Here is a 21360-nt window from a genome sequence, read left to right on the forward strand (position 1 = left end):
TGTAACGAAAACAATAGAAATTGTTATATAGCTATATATAACATATACTATTTCCTAAACGAATTCTTATACTCCCTGGACATTTCAAAAAGTTCATTAACATACCCTGGAGTTTTGTTATCAATATTCTTCTTAATTTCACTTAATATGTCAATATAATCGCCGAGTAGTACGCTTATGTCTTCTGAGTTAGAAGCACATATCTGGTCCCACATTTCAGGAGATGAAGCGGCTACCCTTGTCATATCGCGAAAGCTTCCAGCCGCTAACATCTGCATATGCTTGTCGTTGTCGTCCTGTTCAGATACAAGCTTTACAAGTGCTGTAGATATGAGGTGTGGAAGGTGGCTTATTGCGGCTACGCTTTTATCGTGAATTGTGTAGTCCATAACAATAGGATTGGCTTTCATATCATACACAAGTGCTTTGAAGCGTTCAAGCTGTTCATTGGTAGTCTTTGATGTTGGAGTGATTACATAGCGTGCATTTTTCATAATTGCTGATGAAGAATTAGCATAGCCTGTAAGTTCAGAGCCAGCCATAGGGTGGCCGCCTATAAATACATTTTCCATATCAAGCTCTTTAACAGTGTTATGTATTGAAGTCTTAACACTTCCGACATCAGTTATAATACAGCCGCTTTTAACGATATCTTTTAACTGCTTAAGGTAGTCATTCATCGTTATTACCGGTGTGCACAGAATTATAAAATCACAATTAGCAAATCTATCATCAACGCAGTCAAGTACGTCATCAACAACTCCGTCTTCCTTTGCTTTATACACAGGCTCAAGTCTTCTGCTTGTTGCAATTATATTATAATTATTGCCCGATTCCCTGAGTGCGTGCGCTATAGAGCCAGCGATAAGTCCGAAGCCTATAAAACCAACTTTACAATCCATAATATACTTAACCTCGTTTCTTATAATTTAATAATAAATATGATGTTTGTGTGTAATTAAAATCATTAAAATACAATGATTGTTATAGATTTTAGCACTTTAAAGTAACAGTGTAAAGGATGAAACTAAATATATTTAAAGTAATTAAACAACTTTTGAAAAATTTGTCAAAAATGTTCATAAAATAATACGTATAAATTAAGTTATTTCTGATAGCGTTGAATATAATGGTGGACAGTATATATATAATGCTGATATTGTAAATATACTTGTGCTTGGCATAGACAGCAATCTTCTTGTAACGCGGAGGCAGTATCAAGGCTGATGTATAATATACCTATAGACCGCGTGTGTGTATTTAACTGTGAAGCTATAGGTGTGATTAATGATGCTGTGGGAGGTGTTGAGGTTACCATAGAGAACGATTTTACAGATGAGAGTGGAGAAGTTCTCGAACCGGAGTTCTACAAGGGTAACACATTAAAGCTTAATGGAGAGCAGGCAGTTACATTTATAAGAGAAAGAGATTGTACAATATTTAAGAGCGCAATGGACAGGGTGGAAAGGCAGGAGCAATATATAAGCAGTCTTGTAAGCACAGCCAAATCAAAGCTTAAGCGTAACCCGATGATAGCGTTATCTATTCTTAATAAGCTTAAAGAAAATGACTGCATATATACTGATATATCAGCTTCAGAGCTTATGTATATTGCACAGCTTGCAGGAAGAACCCATTTTTCTATGGAAGATGTGACAACAATTCCAGGTGAGGTTAAGATGGGAGAAGAATTTGAGGAATACCATACGGATAGTATGGCACTTAAAAAAATAGTACTGGAAAATTTCTATACTAAGGTAAAATAACCAAAGTAAAAAGATTAAAGTAAAAAGATTAAAGCAAAAAGATTAAAGTAAAAAGATTAAAGCAAAATGATTAATGTAAAATAGCAATGAGAAAAATGACAGAAATACAAAGATATAATGTCAATGTCAAAGGATTGCCGTAAAAAAGTGGCCGGTTATTGACAAATACTTTCATTGTGATAATATTTGAAAGTGAGTAAATATGTGATTGAAAGCACCGGATTGGTATAACCGGTGCAGGAATGAGGTTTTAAGATGGCTAATACAACAACTTATAATCCCAAGTCTATCGAGCCAAAGTGGCAGAAGTATTGGGAAGAACACGGAACATTTAAAACAGATGTATGGGACTTTTCAAAGCCAAAGTACTATGCACTTGATATGTTTCCTTATCCATCAGGAGTAGGTCTTCACGCAGGTCATCCAGAGGGATATACAGCTACAGATATCACTTCACGTATGAAGAGAATGCAGGGATATAATGTACTTCATCCAATGGGATATGATTCATTTGGACTTCCAGCAGAACAGTATGCTGTAAAGACAGGCAACAATCCTAATGGATTTACAGAAAAGAATATAGAAACATTTACTAAGCAGTTAAAGGAATTGGGTTTTGATTATGACTGGAGCAAGACTTTAGCAACAAGTGATCCTAAGTTCTACAAATGGACACAGTGGATATTCAAGCAGTTATACCTTGACGGCTATGCTAAATATATAGATATGCCAGTTAACTGGTGTGAGGAACTTGGTACAGTTCTTTCTAATGATGAAGTTATTGACGGTAAGTCAGAGCGTGGCGGATACCCTGTTGTAAGAAAGAATATGAAGCAGTGGGTTATCGATCAGGTAGCATTTGCAGATAAGTTACTTGAAGGACTTGAACATATTGACTGGCCAGAGTCTACTAAGGAAATGCAGAGACACTGGATAGGCAAGTCAGAAGGTGTTGAGGTTGACTTTAAGATTGACGGTGGTGGAGATTTCTCTATCTTTACTACTTGTATTGAAACTATATATGGTATTACATTTATGGTACTTGCACCAGATGGAGATATCGTTAAAGAGCTTATGCCAAGAATTCAGAATAAGGAAGAGGTAGAAGCTTATATTGCAGAGACAATTAAGAAGAATGATATGGATAGAACAGAGCTTAACAAGACTAAGTCAGGCTGTGTTCTTGAAGGAATATATGCAATTAACCCGGTAAATGGCAAGAAAGTTCCTATATACATAGGTGATTTCGTTCTTGCTAACTATGGTACTGGTGCTGTTATGGCAGTTCCAAGCCACGACCAGAGAGATTTTGAGTACTCAGAGGCACACAATATTCCTAGAATACAGGTTATTGATGGCGCTGATGTATCAGAAAAGGCATTTGAAAAGTATGATTACCTTGGCAAGGGCTGCAAGCTTATCAACTCAGAGGAATTCACAGGCCTTACAGTAGAAGAAGCTAAGGAAGCTATTACTCAGAAACTTGAAAAAATGGGCGTAGCAAGAAGAAAGGCTAACTACCATTTCAGAGAGTGGATATTTGCAAGACAGAGATACTGGGGTGAACCAGTGCCTATCGTATATCTTGAAGACGGACAGATTCACGTTCTTGATGATGATGAGCTTCCACTTATCTTACCAGAACTTGAAGATTACAAGGGCAAAAATGGACAGGCTCCACTTGAAAATGCAGCAGAATGGAAGCAGTATGAACATAATGGACTTAAGGGTAAGAGAGAAACTTCAACAATGCCTGGTTCAGCAGGTTCAAGCTGGTATTATATGAGATATATCGACCCAGATAATGATAAGGAACTCTGTGATCCGGAACTTCTTAAGCACTGGCTTCCAGTTGACCTTTATATAGGTGGACCAGAGCACGCAGTTGGACATCTTATGTACTCAAGAATATGGAACAGATACCTTTACGACAAGGGTATATCACCAGTTGCAGAGCCATTCCAGAAGTTAGTTCATCAGGGTATGATTCTTGGTTCTAACGGTATCAAGATGGGTAAGAGATTTCCAGAGTTCGTTATCAACCCAAGTGATATCGTAAGAGAATATGGTGCTGATACTTTAAGACTTTACGAAATGTTCATGGGACCTCTTGAAGCTTCTAAGCCTTGGAGCCAGCAGGGTGTTGAAGGTGCAAGAAGATTTATCGGTAAGGTATGGAATTTCTTCACAACTGAAGGCAATGTTGTCGATGAGGAAGTTAAGGAGCTTGAAAAGGTATATAACCAGACAGTTAAGAAGGTTACAGATGACTTTGAAAAGCTTGGCTTTAACACAGCTATCAGCCAGATGATGATATTTATGAATGCTGCAACTAAGCTTGGCAAGTGTTCAAGAGAATACGCAGAAGGCTTTATAAAGATGTTCTCTTGTATCTGCCCACACGCAGGTGAGGAAATGTGGAGCCGCTTTGGCCATAACGATACAATAGCTTATGAAAGCTGGCCAACATACGATGAGGAAGCCTGCAAGGAAGACACTGTAGAGATTGGTGTTCAGGTAAATGGTAAGGTTAAGGGAACTATTTCTATTGCAGTTGATGAAGCTAAGGAGTCAGTTCTTGAAAAGGCTAAGAAAGCAGTAGAAGGCAAGATTACAGGTAATATAATTAAGGAAATCTATGTACCTGGCAAGATTGTAAATATTGTTGCAAAATAAATTATATTAAATATAGTTGATTTATTACTGAATTATATTTGAAGCATATGGGAAATTTTGATATGTACTCTTTTTACTGGACAGACCAGTAAGGAGGATACTTATCATTTTCCATATGCTTTTTTAATGTTGAAATAGGGCTACCGCAATCCCACTGGCTTTAGACGGTGGGTTAAGGTAGCCGGAAGCGGAGGGTTGTGCTATACTTGCGTTATGGGAACGTGGAAATCAAAAAACAGACACAAATATTTGTTATAGTATCATATTATTTTCGTATAATGGATAATGGGGATTGTATCAATATTGGAAGAAAATACAAAGATGCTTTTAATATAAAAATGATAGAATATAACAAACGTGGAGGTAATGGATGATGCAATTAGAGGATGTTGTTGTATCTGGAGTTACTGAATTTGTGAGAATATATATTATTTTGGAATATTTTAAAATATTTTTAAATGTACATTCTTTAAGACGAAATATTATAAGTTGTGTTATTACATATATTATTACATTATTAAGTTATCTGGTGTTTCATAATGTTTTGGTTAATTTAATAGTTACAGTTGCAGGAATAATATTTTTATCTGGTAGTTTTAGAGGAAAGTTCCAGAAAAAATTATTATTAAGTATAATGCTTTATGCAATTATGTTTGTAATAGATTTGTTAGCTTCTTTTTTATTATATGAAGCACCGGATTCTAATAATTATGATATTGTCAGTTCATTTATTTCTGTATTGTTTTTTTATATAGTTGTAATAGGAATTAAAAATGCTTTTAAGGGAAAAGGCAGGATTGATTTGTCAGGACAATGGTATTTATTGTTATATTCGGCATTATTAAGTATTGCAGTATTGTATGTTGTATATAAGGATATGGTGGTTTCAAGAATTGCGGTGCTTACAATCAGTATTATTATATTGAGCTTTAATTTGATGTTATATATTTTTTATATGTCTATGCTTGACCGTTTTCTATATGAAAGAGAAAATCTTGAATTAAAACAGCAGATGAATATATACGAACGTCAGATTTGCTTATGAAGGATAAAATTCAGCAGGCAAAAGATTATTTGCATCAGATAAGTGATGATATTATAAATGCACAAAATATATATAATACAGGTAATGAAGCCTTCGATGGAATTCTAAATTTTTATGCTGAAAAATATATGAATAAGTCCCTTGAACTGGCTGTGTCAGTTGCAATACCAGAAAATCTTGAAATAAACATATATGATGTAAATATTATACTTGGTAATCTGCTTGATAATGCATTGGAAAATGCATTGGATAATTCAAAAGTAAGTATGGATATTAAATATACTGCGGGAATGATACATATTTCTATGTCCAATTTATATGATGGCAGTATAAACAAGATTGATGGACATATCATAAGTAAAAAGGATGATAAGGATAATCATGGCTATGGTCTGGATAGTATAAAAAGAATCGTTGATAAATATGATGGCTCAATGATTAAATCATATGAAAATGGGCAATTTGAAGTTGATATTATTATATATTTAGAATAATAAAAATATTATTGACGGTATTATTTTGAGATTGTATATATCTGGATAAATCTTGCAGACTTTAGTAATTAAGCGGATAAGTGATATTAAACATTGAATACAGAGCATACCAGACGATAAGCCGAGGGTAGCGGCACTGCCCCTGTGCCGCCACCCTCGGCTTATTGTCGTTCGTATGCCATTTCGATAGGAAAGTAATATCAAATCTACATTTCAAAGTATCCCACTTCACCCTTCCGGCGGATTACCACCAGGCACAATCTGCTTATATATAAGCTCGCAATCCTGTCTTGTAAACTGTATTCCTGCCTGCTTAGCCTTCTGGCTTAATGCAAATATAAGCGGAACGATTTCTTCTTTATTCTTACCTTTGGAAAGAGTTTTGAATTCATTTAAAAGCAGTTGTTTGCGAAAATCATTTTCTGACATATAAATCTCCATTTCTGATTGAGAATAATAATTACAAATATAAATATGTAAGACAAAAGTCATTTATAACAGTTAATTATTATTGGAACTTCCATAATTATTGCTATCATTAAAGTCCAGCTTATCAAGCTGTTTAATATATTCATTGTACATATCCTTCTGCGAAGAATTAAGTATATTATTAATGTTTATATTGTTAAATCCACCAGAGCCAGTGTTATTATTAAAATTACTAAATTCAGAATTATCATTAGAATTATTATTGTTAAATTCATTAGAACTGGCATTGTTAAAACCGCTTGAATTAACATTATTAAAGCTGTTATCCCCTGAGGCATTATTAAACATATCCATCATGCCTAACATATCAGACATTTTGGAAAAGTTCCGGTAAGTGTTTATTAACTGTTCAATGTTGTCTGGGCAGTAAGCCATAATGGTTTTCATAATAGCTTCATTATTTAATATATCATTCAAGGAAGTGTTAGCATTTATTCCTGAGCTATTACTACATGTTTTAAATGTGTTACAGCTATAGGGAGAGTTGTAGAAGCTTAATGTGTGTTTTAATTCATTTGCCCTTATAAGCATAGAGAGCTTTTTTTGCATACCGTATTCCATAAAAGGAATGAGGGCTTTAAATAATTGAAGGTAGTCGGGTAGGGTAAGAATATCAAATTCAGTAACAGGTAATTGTTTCGCCATTCAATCCTCGATTCCTGCGACAAACGCAATATATAATGTGTGTCTAATAGACTTGTTTTAGTATATTCATTAAAATACCAGGATATGAGGCTGTATCCGTAGAATTTAAAATGACGGAATACAGCCTCATTAAATAGACATAAAAGATAATATCAGCAACTGATGTTGATAATTGCTTTTATTCTGCAACTGTATATAAAATGTTATATTTTATAGCAGTTATTAGCAGATATAATCATTGCTGGGAGTCAGCCGCTATTAGCAGCCACAGCCGTTGTTGCAGCCACAGCCATTGTTACAGCCGCCGAAACCTAATGCATTACCGCCATCGCAGCCACATAAGCATAAAAGGCAGATGAGCCAGATGCAGTTATTGTTGCCGCAGCCACAGCCATTGTTGCAGCCGCAGCCATTTCCGTCAAATAGAAGTAAAAGAATTATGAGCCAGATGATGTTGTTGCCACATCCGCAATCTCCACATCCATTACATCCGCCACAGTTAGTTGCTGCTAAATCACTCATAAATAATCCTCCGATAAAACATTTACAATACAATAATATGTGGCAGGGCTTGTTTGTGTTACTTATTTTTTTGTGAATATTGCAATATTTTTAAAATTATTATATCATTAAGTTTGTGCTGTTATTTAACACATAAGTGACTACGAAGTAGTCTGTTATATAAGAAAATAGTATGTGCCAGTGTACATACTAATCGTGCAGATATTGTCCTTGGTTTGGACATAAGAATGGAGATTATTATGAAAATATCAGTAATTATCCCATCACTTAACCCTGATGATAAGCTTGTAAGTGTTGTTGATTCACTTGTTAAGAAGGGATTCGAAGATATTATAATTGTTAATGATGGAAGTGATTCGGCACATTTATGGCCATTTGAGAAGGTTGGCAGTTACAGCCAGTGTACAATACTTACCCATGAGGTTAATAAGGGTAAGGGCAGAGGCTTAAAGACGGCATTTGAATACTGCCTTAAGAACAGACAGGGATATGATGGCGTTGTAACAGTAGATGGAGATAACCAGCATAGGGCAGATGATATATATAACTGTTGTGAGGCTATGGTAAAGAATGACAAGGTTGTTCTTGGAGTAAGACGTTTTGATGGAGAAGATGTTCCGTTTAAGAGCCGGTTTGGTAACAATATGACAAGTATGGTATTCAAAGTTATGTGTGGACTTAATATTTCAGATACACAGACTGGTTTGAGGGCTATTCCATACCGTTATCTTGATACATTTTGTAATATTGAGGGCGAGAGATTCGAGTATGAAACAACTATGCTGCTTGAATTTAAGAAGTCGGATATTCAATTTATGGAAGTGCCAATTGAGACAGTGTATATAGAAGATAATGCATCAACACATTTTAATCCGGTTAAGGACTCAATAAAGATATATAAGGTTATATTCAAGTATTCATTTTCACCAACAGTTGTTAAATATATATTAAGCTCATTGGCATCGTGGGTTATAGATAATTTAATATTTAATTTACTTGAATTTTTTCTTTTTGCGTTTACAATATCAATAAGACTGTTATTTAGTACGGTAGCCGCAAGAATTATATCGTCAATATTTAATTTCACGATGAACAGACGTCTTGTGTTTAAATCAGACAAAGATGTCAAGTCATCTATGGTCAGATATTACATATTATGGGCGTGTCAGCTTATGGCATCATATCTTCTTGTATACATCTTTACAAGATTATTAGTGCTTGGCAGTGTGGCTGTCGCATTTACAAAGATAATTGTTGATTTATGCTTATTTGTAATAAGCTACAACATACAGAAAAAATGGGTGTTTAAATAATTAGACACGAATTACATCAATAGAAATGAGGATAATAATGAAGAATAACGTACTTAAGTGGCTAGGAAGAGTTGGAGCTACGCTTTTAACTACTATCGTAATTCTTGTAGTTGGTCTTTATCTTGTTATGGCTATGCTTGCGTGGGGACCTTCTACATTTGCTAAGAAGCAGTTTATATTATCGCTTCAGGAGACAGGAGAGCTTGGTTTTATGGCTAACTGGTTCTGTTCACAGGAAGAGATTGATATGATTAAAGAGGAGAATTCAGTTAAGGATACTACTGATATAACTGATTCAAGCCTTGTTGTAATCGGACAGGATTCATCTAGTGATGAAGAAGACCTTTATGTTGTTGATGTAAAGGCTGGAACATATAGCGGTAAGCTTATGATTGTCAAAGATCCTTCAAGATTATTTGTAGGAACAGTACCAGAATTCAAGCTTGAAAAGGGCTGGACAGTTGCTGAGATAGCACAGAGATATGATGCACTAGCAGGTATCAATGGTGGAGAATTCGTTGACTCAACACCACAGACAGCTATGCCAATCGGACTTGTTATGGTAAATGGTAATATATTAAAGGGTGATTCATCTACAATGTACCACGTTACTGGAATAACATTTGATAATAAGCTGGTAATGGGGAATATGACATCAGCTAAGGCTGTAGAACTTGGAATAAGAGATTGTGTCAATGTAAGCAGTGATATAGGTCCATTTCTTATAATTAATGGTGAACCACAGGATGTTGATGGTGTTGGTGGAGGACTTAATCCACGAACAGCGATAGGACAGAGAGCTGACGGAGCTATCCTTCTTCTTGTTGTAGACGGAAGACAGGCTACAAGCCTTGGTGCATCGTTCTCAGATTTACAGGATATTATGCTTCAGTACGGTGCTGTAAATGCATCAGCTATGGATGGTGGTACATCAACACAGATGTATTATAATGGTGAGGTTATTAATAAGCCATATTCACCAACAGGACCAAGAACACTTCCAACAGCATTTTTGATTAAATAATTACACGGAGATGAGAAGAATGTCAGAGAATAATAATAATGGAAAGAAGAATTTTTTTAAGAGATTATCAGGATTTAAGAAGTTTCTTGTGATATATGCCTCTGCACTGGTAGTGATTATTGCTGTTGCGTTAGTGCTTTTATACGGGTTATTAAAGGATTACGAGGCTGGCAGGCCAGCCAATACTATGGATAAGCTTGTATCACATATTGAAGCAGGGAATGTAGGCAAATGGATTAAGGATGCAGGTATCCTTGGAGAGTTCGAGACAGAAGATATTGTATCAGATTATTTTAAGGATACATTTGCTGATAAGGAAGTAAGCTATAAGAAGAAGGCAGGAGAATATACAGAGAACAATCCGGTATATATTCTTTATGCTGATGATAAGAAGATAGCCAATGTTACTCTTACAGAGAAGAAAAAGAACGCTCATAAGTTCACAGAGTGGAAGTTAGCTTCTATAGACTTTAATGTAGACTCTAAGACTAAGAATACAGAACATTCAGTTAAAATTACAGCACCTAAGAATAGTGAAGTGACAGTTAACGGAGTTAAGGTTTCATCTGATTATATTACAGGTGAGGCAGATGTAAGCCTTTGCAAGCACGTTGGAGATTATGTTACTACACCAGTTGATGATGTATACAATATTAACGGAATGTTTGCCAAGCCAGAGGTTAAGGTTACCTATAATGGCAAAGAGCTTGATACTGAATATGTTAAAGATGGATATGAGGCATATTATCCATCAGATGATGAGCTTCTTTCAAGCGAGAAGAGTCATATATTAACAGTTGCTGAGAATTACGGCAAATATATGATTAACAGAGGAAGCTTAAGTACTCTTTCAAGCTATATGATTGGTAATGCCAAGGAATATATGAGTGATATTCCGGCTATCGATGTATATCTGATAGGAAGAACTTTTACATATGATATTACTGACGAGAATGTAAGTAACTTTAGAAAATATTCAGATGACTGTTATTCGTGTGATGTAGATTACAATCTTAATGTAAAATGGTCATCAGGAAGCACAACATACAATATTTCTTTAACATATGTGTTTGTTAAGCAGAATGATAAGTGGATGTTAGCTGATTTTTCTATAAGATAATTATAAATAAGATAATTATAAACAACAGACATATATAGCAGGAAATAACAATGCGCTGTCAGCGCAGGAATGGAGAAAGTTATGTCACAGGATAATAAGCGCAATTTTATATTACATGGTTCCATACTTGCTATGGCTGGAATTTTTGTAAGAATAATTGGAATGGTTTATAGAATTCCGGTGCTTAATATAATTGGAAGTGAAGGTAATGGTATATATGTAACGGCATATAATGTATATAACATAATACTTGTGCTGTCATCATATGGACTTCCGATGGCTGTTTCAAAGCTGATTTCTGCAAGGTTTACTAAAAGAAGATATAAGAATGCGGCGAAGGTATTAAGATGTTCGCTGACAGTCGGTGCGTTTACTGGTGGTGTTGCGGCACTGCTTGTATACTTTGGTGCTGATTTTATAGAAAATGTTATATATGGCGGGGGTGTACCTGGCCTTGCAATACCATTAAGAGTATTAGCCCCAACCATATTTATAGTTGCATTATTAGGTGTATTAAGAGGTTTCTTTCAGGGACAGGGAACTATGATTCCAACGGCTGTTTCACAGATTATAGAACAGCTTGTCAATGCAGGTGTTAGTATAGCTGCAGGTTATATGCTTATGAAAGCATACAGTAGTGCTTCTAATGCTTCTGCTTATGGAGCGGCAGGAAGTACACTTGGTACAGCTATGGGTGCTCTTACTGCACTTGTATTCTTTATATTTCTGTATCTTATATACAGACCTACATTTATGCGTATGGTTGCTAAAGATAAGAGTGTTACAAGGCAGGATACTAACAGGTACATTTATAAGACAATTATAATTACAATGGTTCCTATTATATTAAGCCAGACGTTTTATCAGATTAGTGCCTTAATAGATGATGTAATGTTTAGTAATATAATGATGACAAGAAATATATCGAAAAATATATCAATGGATCTTGGTAACTTTGGTTCAAGTTATACACTGCTTATAAGTATACCACAGGGTATAGCGACAGCGTTATCAGCCTCGATGCTTCCAAGTATTGTAGCATCTTATACAGAAGACGATTATGACAGTATATATTCAAAGATAACAAAGACTCTTAAGACTAATATGTTTATAGCGGTACCATCATTTGTTGGATTTTTTGTGATAGGTGAGCCTATTATTAAACTGCTATTTTCAAGATATGATAGTGTACAGGGCGGGCTTATGTTAAAAATAGGTGCTATAGCCATTGTGTTTTATACATTATCAACAGTTACAAGCTCAGCACTTCAGGCAGTAGACAGAGTTAAGACTCCTATGATTAATTCATTTATATCATTAGTTGTCCATATAATACTTGTGCTTGTATTGCTGGAATTTACTAATCTTGGCATATTCTCACTTGTAATAGGTAATGCTTCATTCCCTGTTATTATATTTGTGCTTAATCTTATAGCATTGTATAGAGATGAAGGATACAGGCTTCCTGTTATATCAATATTTGCAAAGCCGGTTATATGTTCAGCATTAATGGGTATATGTACATTTTTGACATATAATATAATTAATAATATTACAATGTCTAATACAATATCAGTGCTTGCGGCATTGTGTGTTGCAGCAATCACATATTTTGGACCATATGTTCTTCTTATGAAGAAGTTTAAAGATGTATTCTGATAAATGGTATTATTACAAAATAGTCTGGATATATCAGAGAGTGTTAAAATAAAATTTTGATACTCACATCATTATAGATTAATATAATCAGGAAAGAGAGGAAATAAAGTGCAGGATAAGTTTACAGATAAAGCCAAAAAAGTATTGGAACAGGCTGCATTTGCTGCTGCGGTTAATGGACACAGCTATATTGGGTCTGAACATTTGCTTTTAGGACTTATACAGGTTGAAGACAGCCTTGCATACAAGGTTTTACAGAACAATGATGTAACAGAAACTAAAGTGCTTAATCTTATATATCAGCTTATTGCACCGGATAATGCGGTAAGTGTTAAAGAACCGGCAGGCTATACTCCAAGAGTTCGTAAGATTCTTACTAACTCAATAGAGGAAGCTGCAAGATTTAAAGCTGATAAAGTAGGTACAGAACATATTCTTATTGCCATTATGAAGGAAACTGAAAGTGTTGCCTCAAGACTTCTTAATACAATGGGTGTATCAATTAAGAAGATATATACAGAGTTATTAGAGGGAATGGGCGAAGATGTATCACGTCTTAAAGAAGATTTTCAGAATGGCAGAATTAAGGCTAAGGATAAAAAGGCAACAACTATGTTAGACCAGTACAGCAGGGATTTAACAGAACTTGCCCGTAATAAAAAGCTTGACCCTGTTATAGGCAGGGAAGAGGAAATCCAGAGAGTTATCCAGATATTATCAAGAAGAACAAAGAATAATCCGTGCCTTATCGGCGAGCCCGGTGTAGGTAAGACCGCAGTTGTTGAGGGTCTTGCATTAAGAATAGTTGAAGGCGAAGTTCCATCAACTATTAAGGATAAGAGATTAGTAACACTTGATTTATCAGGTATGGTGGCTGGTTCTAAATACAGAGGTGAATTTGAAGAAAGAATTAAAAGGGTAATTGCAGAAGTAAGAAATGCAGGCAACATTTTATTATTCTTAGATGAAATTCACACAATTATTGGTGCTGGTGGTGCAGAAGGAGCTATAGATGCTTCTAATATTCTTAAGCCATCACTTGCAAGAGGAGAAATCCAGCTTATAGGTGCTACAACTCTAGAAGAATACAGAAAACATATAGAAAAAGATGCTGCATTAGAAAGAAGATTTCAGCCGGTTAAGGTGGAAGAGCCAACAGAAGATGAGGCGATTGACATACTTATGGGACTTAGACCTAAGTATGAGGAACACCATAATGTAGTTATTACAGATGATGCCGTAAGAGCGGCAGTTAAGCTTTCTAAGAGATATATCAATGACAGATTTCTTCCAGATAAGGCAATTGACCTTATAGATGAGGCTTCTTCAAGAACAAGGCTTGAAGCATTTGTTGTACCAAAGGATATTAAGAAGCTTGAAACACAGATAGATGAACTTTCAGTTAAGAAAGAGCAGGCTATTAAGTCAGAGAAATATGATGAAGCGGCTGAGCTTAAGAAACAGCAGACAAGAAAGAAGAACAGGCTTGAAAAGCTTCGCACAAGCTGGCAGGAGAGCATAGACGGCAGTGACCTTACTGTTGATGAAGAACAGATAGCTAGGACTGTGTCAATGTGGACTAAGATTCCAGTTGCCAAGATAGCAGAGGCTGAGTCAGAGAAGCTTATGAATTTGGAAAAAATGCTTCATAACAGGGTTATAGGACAGGATGAGGCGGTTACAGCAGTTGCCAAGGCTATAAGACGAGGCAGGGTAGGTTTAAAAGATCCTAACAGACCAATAGGCTCATTCTTATTCTTAGGGCCTACAGGTGTAGGTAAGACAGAACTTTCAAAGGCACTTGCTGACTGTATGTTTGGAACAGATAATTCTCTTATAAGAGTTGATATGTCTGAGTATATGGAAAAGCATACGGTGTCTAAGCTTATCGGTTCACCTCCGGGATATGTAGGATATGATGAGGGCGGACAGCTAAGTGAGAAGGTAAGAAGAAACCCTTATTCAGTTGTACTTTTTGATGAGGTTGAAAAAGCTCACCCAGATGTATTCAATGTACTTTTACAGGTGCTTGATGACGGACATATAACAGATTCAACAGGAAGGGTTGTGGACTTTAAGAATACAGTTATTATTATGACTTCCAATGCAGGTGCGGAGAATATTGTAGCACCTAAATCTTTAGGATTTACTTCGGAAACATCAGAGGAAAAAGAGCACGAAGATATGAAGAGCAAAGTAATGGAAGAAGTTAAGAGAATATTCCGTCCGGAATTCATTAACAGAATTGATGACATAATTGTATTCCATATGCTTAAGAAAGAACAGATTGGACAGATTGTTGATATTATGATGAGAACCGTTAATAACAGAATTATGGAGCAGATGAGTCTTTCGGTTGAACTTGATGATGAGGCTAAGGCTTATATTGTTGATAAGGGCTACGATTCTAAATATGGAGCACGTCCATTAAGAAGAACAATACAGAATGAAATAGAAGATGTTATGGCAGAGAAGATACTTGAAGGCAGTATAAAGGCTGGCAACAAAGTATTGGTAACAGTTAAGGATGGTAAACTGAACTTTAGCTGCAAACGAGGTCATAATAGAAATATTCACAAATAATACTACTAAAATACTAGCGTCGTTGTACATTATGTTGTATAATGTGTGTATAGATATTCGTAATAAAACATAGGAGGACAATAATATGCCAGTAATTAATGAGTTAATTCGTTCAGAGAAGGATGGAACTCTTAGCTTTGGTAATTATAAGCTGGATACTAAGTCAAAGTTATCAGATTTTGAACATTGTGGAGATTCTTACAAGGTAAAGACATTTAAGGAGATTACGAAGCTTGAACGCAATGGTTCATTTGTATATGAATCTGTTCCTGGAACAGCTGTTATGAATTTTAAGGCTGCAGATACAGGCTTATCATTTACGGTGGAAGGAAGCGATGATGCACAGATAACAGTTGAGCTTGAAGAAGGCGCTTCTTATAATGTAACAATCAATGGAGTATCTGAGGGAACTATGGCTACTAATATGGGTGGCAAGATTGTACTTTCAGTAAGCCTTGAAGAAGGTAAGAGTGTTAGTGTAGAAGTTGTTAAAGCATAATAATACTACAATCTTTAACATTAACAGGTGTCATAATTGTAAATTTTAATAAATGCTGTGCCTGGCATAAAGTCATATATAGACCAATGCGGGGTACAGCTTTTTTATATTTGGTATCAGAAAGAGAGGAGAAGAGAAGTGGCAAAAGCAAAAAATACGGCATTTTTTTGCAGTGAGTGTGGATATGAGTCAGCAAAATGGTTCGGGCAGTGTCCGGCGTGCAAGGCGTGGAATACATTTGTTGAAGAACCAATAGCATCTAAGTCATCGGTTAAGGGTATATCAGCAGTCAGGAAAGAAAGCACCTATAAGGATAACCATCCGGTGAGCTTAAAAGAGATTAATTCTGAAGAGAAGGAGAGAACATCAACAGGAATAGGCGAACTTGACAGAGTTCTTGGTGGTGGAATTGTGCAGGGTTCACTGGTGCTTGTAGGTGGAGATCCCGGTATTGGAAAGTCAACACTTTTGTTACAGATGTGCTATTACCTATCAGATGCAGGCAATAAGGTGCTGTATATATCCGGAGAGGAGTCGTTAAGACAGATTAAGCTAAGAGCTGAAAGGATAGGTGGATGTAACGATAACCTTAAGACGTTCTGCGAGACTAATCTTGATATTATAGAAGAGGTTCTAAAAAAAGAAATGCCACAGGTGGTTATAATTGACTCTATACAGACTATGTACAGGGAAGAAATATCTGCGGCACCTGGAAGTGTGTCACAGGTAAGGGAAAGTACATCTATTCTTATGCAGTTAGCCAAGGGACTTAATATAACGATATTTATTGTAGGACACGTTACCAAGGAAGGTGTTGTTGCAGGGCCAAGAGTGCTTGAGCATATGGTTGATACAGTGCTTTATTTTGAAGGGGACAGATATGCTTCATACAGAATATTAAGAAGTGTAAAGAACAGATTTGGGTCTACCAATGAAATTGGGGTGTTCGAGATGAGGCAGGACGGTTTAAGTGAGGTCGCCAATCCATCGGAGTATATGTTGTCTGGAAGACCAGAAGGGGCGTCAGGCTCAGTTGTAGTATGTCTTATTGAAGGCACGCGACCTCTTATGGTTGAGGTTCAGGCACTTGTGTGTGACTCTAACTTTGGTATGCCAAGGCGTACTGCTGCGGGAACGGATTATAACAGGGTTAATCTGTTGATGGCAGTCCTTGAAAAAAGGGCGGGAATGAGAATGTCCTCAAGCGATGCCTATCTTAATGTGGCAGGTGGAATAAAGGTATCTGAACCAGCACTTGATTTAGGGATAGTTATAGCACTTGTCAGTAGTTTTAAGAATAAAGAAGTTGACAGCAGAACAGTTATATTTGGTGAAGTCGGATTGTCAGGCGAGGTAAGAGCCGTAACACAGGCACAGCAGAGGGTGAATGAAGCTGTTAAGCTAGGGTTCACAACCTGCATATTACCATATGTATGCTTGAAAAATATTAAAAATAATGATAAAATTAATCTTATTGGTATACATAATGTTAACGAAGCAATTGACTTAATATAAATATACAAGAATAATATACATATTTGGAGGAAGAATATGGATAACAGTAAATTAGTAAGCGACCTGTCAGGAATTCTTGAAGGATTGGATTCATCACAGGAGCAGTTAGAAAAAGATGCTTTTGATGTAATTAATTCATCAGATACATCACTTAATCTCGTGAAAGAGAGTATTTCAAGTGTTGAGGAAATTCTTAAGATGATAACTGAACTTAATGAGATAGCAGAAGAATCAGCGGCAAGAATTAAAGAACTTGAAAAGCTTTCTAAAGACATTGAACAGTTTGCAGGCGTTATAGCATCAATATCAAGCAGAACCAATATACTTTCGCTTAATGCTTCTATTGAGGCTGCAAGAGCAGGTGAGCACGGAAGAGGCTTTGCAGTTGTTGCAAGTGAGGTAAGGAATCTTGCTGCACAGTCGGCCAAGTCATCAAAGGAGATTACAGATACAATCAATATGGTACAGCAGTCAGTTGATAAGACAGTTGGCTCTATGAAGAACATATATGAGAATTCTAACCAGCAGAAAGAAAAGGCAGATGAGATTGGTAATGTGCTTAATAAAGTTGTAGATGCGGCATACACTGCTAATGAGGTTGCAAGAAATATCGAGAACGAAATTGCATATCAGAGAGAGATTACAGATAAGGCTAAGAATGCACTGATGTAGCTGTATTCAGGTAATCGGATTTTGTAATTACATATTATTATATGAGGGAGGATTAATATATGTATCAGTGTCCGGGCTGTGGTGGAAGATTAGTCTTTGACATACCATCACAGCAGTTGATGTGTGACCATTGCGGTACGAAGTATGACCCATATGCAATCAGTAAGGAACAGGATGCGGAGGAAAGTCAGGAATATGACGTTACTGTATTCAAATGTCCTAACTGTGGTGGAGAGATATTAAGTACTGATAATACTGCAGCTAATTTTTGCAGCTTTTGTGGAGCATCAACAATTCTGACAAGCAGAGTATCAAAACAGCAAAGACCAGGATATATAATACCATTTTCCAAGACTAAGGAGGACTGTAAGCAGGCTTATAAGAAAATGGTACGTCACGCGTGGTTTGCCCCTAAGGAATTAAAAGATGAGAAGTTTATAGATGGTTTCAGAGGTATATATATGCCTTATTGGACGTATTATATAACCCAGAAAGGACCAATGTGCCTAAGCGGTTCTAAAAGCCATAGACGGGGAGATTACATTTATACAGACTATTATGATATAACTGGCGATTTGGATTGCCAGTATAAGGGTCTGTCATATGATGCTTCATCGTCATTTGATGACAGTATAAGTGAGGCGATAGCACCATATGACGTTAAGAATATGAATCCATTTACTCCATCAATGCTTAGTGGATTCTATGCAGATACAGCAGATGTTGCACCAGATGTATACAGGGCTGATGCGAAAAATGTAGCTGTTGACGAGACATATTCCTATGTCAAAAGGTCAGCACATCTTGGGTCAGTACAACTTGATAATTATCAGGGGGATATTGAGGGAAGACTTTCGACAAAGGTAGTAGCACAGGATAGAACAATGTTTCCGGTGTGGTTCTTATCATACCGTAATAAAGACAGAGTTGCATATGCGACAGTTAATGGACAGACAGGGAAGGCAGCGGCAGATCTGCCAGTATCACTTATGAGGTATTTTATAGGTTCGGTTATTCTTGCAATACCTATATTTTTAATGCTTAACAGTTCATTTACATTAAGACCTAAGACTACATTGGGGATTGCATCGATTATAGCATTATTTACAATAATTCTTTATGTATTAGAATTAAAGAAAATATACAAGAAAGACCGGCAGTTAGATGACAAGGGCAGAATGTATGCAGGTTCAGCTATTAATGTCAATGAATCACCAGGGGCAAGGCGTAAAAGTGAAGAACAGCTTGCAGGCGATATAGCTGATGCTATAGACAAAGGCAGGCGTGAAGCAAGGTCATATGGACGTAAGAATAAAAGAAGAACGACAAGAACTAATATGGCAGTGGTAACTATGATGATTTCATTGGTGTGTTGTGTATTTCCTATGTTGTATGTCTATCTTCAGATGATGTCTATATTCTATGGTTCTGGAGATATTGGGGCGGGATTTTCTATAAGTGTTATATGTCTTATAACAGGTATAGTGCTTACTCTTGTTAATCATAAGACATTTAAAATGATAACTAATAAGAAGATATCAGGTAATATAGGTTCACTTGCGGCGATGGCAATAGCCTCGGTAGTGCTGTGGATTAATCCTGTATCGGATCTATATTACTATGGTGCTGTTATAGCTGAATTAATTGCAATAATGTATACTATTATGGATTTAATCAGATATTACAATGTTCTTGCAACTAGAAAGCTTCCACAGTTTGATAATTATAGTGGAGGTGATGATAATGCATAATAGAAGTATTATATGTGCTGTAGATAGAAAATATACTGTTAAAGACATACATAGATGTATTCACGCAGTTATGGCGTTAACAGCAGTTGTTCTATTGCTATTAGTATTTGCGGCTTCTTCTTTACTACAGGTAAAAGCTGATGAAGAGAAGTATCAATATAATAATGTTGATACAGGATATGAGGCTGTTATAGAAGATGACGCAGACATTATAGATGAGAGTAATTATTCTTCATTGTTAGACATTATGAAACAGATAACAGTGTATGGTAATGTAATGTTAAAGACTATAGATACCAACAGCACCACTACTGAAAGTTATGTAAGAAGCCTGTACAGGGAAAAATATGGCACTGATAGTGGGACGATATTTATAATTGATATGTATAACCGTAATATCTGGATACATAGCAATGGTAAGATATACAGTACAGTTACAAGCTCATACGCAGATACAATAACTGATAATGTATACAGATATGCTTCATCAAAAGACTATTATATGTGTGCATATAAGGTGTATGAGCAGGAACTTGCACTTCTTAAAGGCAGAAGAATATCACAACCAATGAAGTATATAAGCAATGCACTTCTTGCTGTTGTAGCGGCATTAATTATTAATTATGGAATTGTAAGACTATATTTAAGGAAGAAGGCACCATCAAGAAAAGATATAATGAAAGGTATATTTGCTGGAAAGGCTATTAATAATTGTCAGGTTACATACCGTTATCAGACCAGGACATATTCACCAGTACAGACAGACTCAGGCAGCAGCTCTTCAGGAGGCTCATCAGGGGGCTCGTCTTCCGGTGGTTCGTCAGGTGGTGGAGGCGGAGGTGGCGGAGGCCACAGCTTCTAATATCACATTGGTGTTGTTTTATTAACAGATATTATTGATATACTGGTTTTCGGAGTTAGAGGTTAAAACTAACAACTGGAAACCGGTATTTTTATACCTATAACTAAATGGATTTTGTACTATGGTTGGTATTGTGGCAAGGAATATTAAGAAAAAAATGACTTAATTAAAAGCATTTTATAAACAAATATCGTCCAATAGCTGTCAAAATCAGTATTTATATTGCTTGGAAATGCCGTATTTTAGGGGGTTTTTAAAAAAATTGGAAAAAATTCAAAAAAATTGAAAAAAGTTGTTGACATAATACCTGGTAGGTGCTATTATAATCAAGTCGCCACGAGAGATGAGCGACACGAAAGCTTCTCAAACACAGATAAATACTGAACTTGAGAGCGATGAACTTTGATAACTGAACAGAAAGACAACCTTGAAAATTCTTTTTAGAATTTCGAGATGAGTACAATAATTCATTGGAATTAAGTATACATCTTTTGTGAACATCATTCAAGCAATTGAATGAATCCTTAAACACAGTATAAGGAAACTATTAAAGCTAGTTAGTTTAAGACTGACAAGGCAAACTTGATGTTTTGAAAAACATCTGGGAGTTACGAAGTAACTCTTAAGTGTTTTATGAAGCAGAACATATTTTATGAGAGTTTGATCCTGGCTCAGGATGAACGCTGGCGGCGTGCTTAACACATGCAAGTCGAACGAAGCATTTA

18 protein-coding genes and 1 rRNA gene are annotated in these 21360 nt (G+C 36.0%); 15 read left to right on the forward strand and 4 right to left on the reverse strand.

All coding sequences use genetic code 11. The features are described 5' to 3' along the window. Positions 1-47: 47 nt before the first annotated feature. Positions 48-902 (reverse strand): prephenate dehydrogenase, encoded by an 855-nt coding sequence (locus WMO14_RS07680; RefSeq protein WP_090141409.1) that lies wholly within the window; start codon positions 900-902, stop codon positions 48-50. Between the two features lie 321 nt (positions 903-1223). On the opposite strand from WMO14_RS07680, the gene WMO14_RS07685 reads away from it, so the two are divergent. The 4 genes from WMO14_RS07685 (at position 1224) to WMO14_RS07700 (ending at position 5981) form a co-directional block, all read left to right on the forward strand. Next, complete coding sequence (locus WMO14_RS07685) at positions 1224-1766, forward strand: LCP family protein (RefSeq protein ID WP_500796442.1); 543 nt, start codon at positions 1224-1226, stop codon at positions 1764-1766. A gap of 255 nt (positions 1767-2021) precedes the next feature. After that, a complete protein-coding gene (gene leuS / locus WMO14_RS07690; RefSeq protein WP_055175979.1) occupies positions 2022-4442 on the forward strand; it encodes a leucine--tRNA ligase in 2421 nt (806 codons plus the stop codon). Between the two features lie 370 nt (positions 4443-4812). After that, entirely contained in the window at positions 4813-5487 is a 675-nt protein-coding gene (locus WMO14_RS07695; protein WP_055307015.1) for a hypothetical protein, read from the forward strand. After that, positions 5484-5981 carry an ATP-binding protein gene (locus tag WMO14_RS07700; RefSeq protein ID WP_055307014.1) on the forward strand — a complete coding sequence of 166 codons (498 nt, stop codon included), beginning with the start codon at positions 5484-5486 and terminating at the stop codon, positions 5979-5981. Before WMO14_RS07695 ends, WMO14_RS07700 begins: the two co-directional genes overlap by 4 nt. Positions 5982-6209: 228 nt before the next feature. Here the strand turns inward: WMO14_RS07700 and WMO14_RS07705 are convergent, their stop codons facing one another. The 3 genes from WMO14_RS07705 to WMO14_RS07715 all read right to left on the reverse strand — a co-directional run bounded on the left by WMO14_RS07705 (position 6210) and on the right by WMO14_RS07715 (position 7637). Next, positions 6210-6410 carry a hypothetical protein gene (locus WMO14_RS07705; RefSeq protein WP_022503102.1) on the reverse strand — a complete coding sequence of 67 codons (201 nt, stop codon included), beginning with the start codon at positions 6408-6410 and terminating at the stop codon, positions 6210-6212. A 72-nt stretch (positions 6411-6482) separates the two neighbouring features. Continuing rightward, a complete protein-coding gene (locus WMO14_RS07710) occupies positions 6483-7115 on the reverse strand; it encodes a hypothetical protein (RefSeq protein ID WP_022503101.1) in 633 nt (210 codons plus the stop codon). Positions 7116-7373: 258 nt separating this feature from the next. Beyond that, positions 7374-7637, reverse strand: a complete 264-nt coding sequence (locus tag WMO14_RS07715; protein WP_022503100.1) for a hypothetical protein — start codon at positions 7635-7637, stop codon at positions 7374-7376. A gap of 239 nt (positions 7638-7876) precedes the next feature. Here WMO14_RS07715 and WMO14_RS07720 point away from each other — a divergent pair, with 239 nt between their 5' ends. The 11 genes from WMO14_RS07720 to WMO14_RS07770 all read left to right on the forward strand — a co-directional run. Then, positions 7877-8950: a bifunctional glycosyltransferase family 2/GtrA family protein gene (locus tag WMO14_RS07720; protein WP_022503099.1), complete on the forward strand. Its 1074-nt coding sequence runs from the start codon at positions 7877-7879 to the stop codon at positions 8948-8950. A gap of 37 nt (positions 8951-8987) precedes the next feature. Next, positions 8988-9974, forward strand: coding sequence for a phosphodiester glycosidase family protein (locus WMO14_RS07725; RefSeq protein ID WP_055175969.1), 987 nt, complete (start codon positions 8988-8990; stop codon positions 9972-9974). 19 nt (positions 9975-9993) lie between these two features. Then, a complete protein-coding gene (locus WMO14_RS07730) occupies positions 9994-11094 on the forward strand; it encodes a hypothetical protein (RefSeq protein WP_349153602.1) in 1101 nt (366 codons plus the stop codon). An 81-nt stretch (positions 11095-11175) separates the two neighbouring features. Further along, complete coding sequence (locus WMO14_RS07735; protein WP_349153603.1) at positions 11176-12753, forward strand: putative polysaccharide biosynthesis protein; 1578 nt, start codon at positions 11176-11178, stop codon at positions 12751-12753. A 108-nt stretch (positions 12754-12861) separates the two neighbouring features. Then, positions 12862-15336 carry an ATP-dependent Clp protease ATP-binding subunit gene (locus WMO14_RS07740; protein ID WP_055175960.1) on the forward strand — a complete coding sequence of 825 codons (2475 nt, stop codon included), beginning with the start codon at positions 12862-12864 and terminating at the stop codon, positions 15334-15336. Between the two features lie 85 nt (positions 15337-15421). Then, positions 15422-15835, forward strand: a complete 414-nt coding sequence (locus WMO14_RS07745) for a hypothetical protein (RefSeq protein WP_022503094.1) — start codon at positions 15422-15424, stop codon at positions 15833-15835. 138 nt (positions 15836-15973) lie between these two features. Beyond that, the gene (gene radA, locus WMO14_RS07750) at positions 15974-17350 is read left to right on the forward strand and encodes a DNA repair protein RadA (RefSeq protein ID WP_090141280.1); all 1377 of its coding nucleotides are present in this window, start codon (positions 15974-15976) and stop codon (positions 17348-17350) included. A 36-nt stretch (positions 17351-17386) separates the two neighbouring features. Next, a complete protein-coding gene (locus WMO14_RS07755) occupies positions 17387-18022 on the forward strand; it encodes a methyl-accepting chemotaxis protein (protein ID WP_055307008.1) in 636 nt (211 codons plus the stop codon). A gap of 59 nt (positions 18023-18081) precedes the next feature. Beyond that, a complete protein-coding gene (locus WMO14_RS07760) occupies positions 18082-19773 on the forward strand; it encodes a TFIIB-type zinc ribbon-containing protein (RefSeq protein ID WP_349153604.1) in 1692 nt (563 codons plus the stop codon). Then, on the forward strand, positions 19766-20635 hold the full coding sequence (locus tag WMO14_RS07765; protein ID WP_318255974.1) for a TPM domain-containing protein: 870 nt from the start codon (positions 19766-19768) through the stop codon (positions 20633-20635). Before WMO14_RS07760 ends, WMO14_RS07765 begins: the two co-directional genes overlap by 8 nt. 648 nt (positions 20636-21283) lie before the next feature. Continuing rightward, positions 21284-21360, forward strand: a 16S ribosomal RNA gene (locus tag WMO14_RS07770); the annotation flags it as partial.

This window comes from Lachnospira rogosae (ex Hitch et al. 2025) (genome assembly GCF_040096455.1).
Classification (GTDB): domain Bacteria; phylum Bacillota; class Clostridia; order Lachnospirales; family Lachnospiraceae; genus Lachnospira; species Lachnospira rogosae.

Excerpts from the sequence above, each read along its gene's own strand:
- WMO14_RS07680 (WP_090141409.1), bottom strand. The coding sequence starts at position 902 with ATGGATTGTAAAGTTGGTTTTATAGGCTTCGGACTTATCGCTGGCTCT.
- leuS (WP_055175979.1), top strand. The coding sequence starts at position 2,022 with ATGGCTAATACAACAACTTATAATCCCAAGTCTATCGAGCCAAAGTGG.
- WMO14_RS07695 (WP_055307015.1), top strand. The coding sequence starts at position 4,813 with ATGATGCAATTAGAGGATGTTGTTGTATCTGGAGTTACTGAATTTGTG.
- WMO14_RS07700 (WP_055307014.1), top strand. The coding sequence starts at position 5,484 with ATGAAGGATAAAATTCAGCAGGCAAAAGATTATTTGCATCAGATAAGT.
- WMO14_RS07705 (WP_022503102.1), bottom strand. The coding sequence starts at position 6,410 with ATGTCAGAAAATGATTTTCGCAAACAACTGCTTTTAAATGAATTCAAA.
- WMO14_RS07710 (WP_022503101.1), bottom strand. The coding sequence starts at position 7,115 with ATGGCGAAACAATTACCTGTTACTGAATTTGATATTCTTACCCTACCC.
- WMO14_RS07715 (WP_022503100.1), bottom strand. The coding sequence starts at position 7,637 with ATGAGTGATTTAGCAGCAACTAACTGTGGCGGATGTAATGGATGTGGA.
- WMO14_RS07720 (WP_022503099.1), top strand. The coding sequence starts at position 7,877 with ATGAAAATATCAGTAATTATCCCATCACTTAACCCTGATGATAAGCTT.
- WMO14_RS07725 (WP_055175969.1), top strand. The coding sequence starts at position 8,988 with ATGAAGAATAACGTACTTAAGTGGCTAGGAAGAGTTGGAGCTACGCTT.
- WMO14_RS07730 (WP_349153602.1), top strand. The coding sequence starts at position 9,994 with ATGTCAGAGAATAATAATAATGGAAAGAAGAATTTTTTTAAGAGATTA.
- WMO14_RS07735 (WP_349153603.1), top strand. The coding sequence starts at position 11,176 with ATGTCACAGGATAATAAGCGCAATTTTATATTACATGGTTCCATACTT.
- WMO14_RS07745 (WP_022503094.1), top strand. The coding sequence starts at position 15,422 with ATGCCAGTAATTAATGAGTTAATTCGTTCAGAGAAGGATGGAACTCTT.
- WMO14_RS07755 (WP_055307008.1), top strand. The coding sequence starts at position 17,387 with ATGGATAACAGTAAATTAGTAAGCGACCTGTCAGGAATTCTTGAAGGA.
- WMO14_RS07760 (WP_349153604.1), top strand. The coding sequence starts at position 18,082 with ATGTATCAGTGTCCGGGCTGTGGTGGAAGATTAGTCTTTGACATACCA.
- WMO14_RS07765 (WP_318255974.1), top strand. The coding sequence starts at position 19,766 with ATGCATAATAGAAGTATTATATGTGCTGTAGATAGAAAATATACTGTT.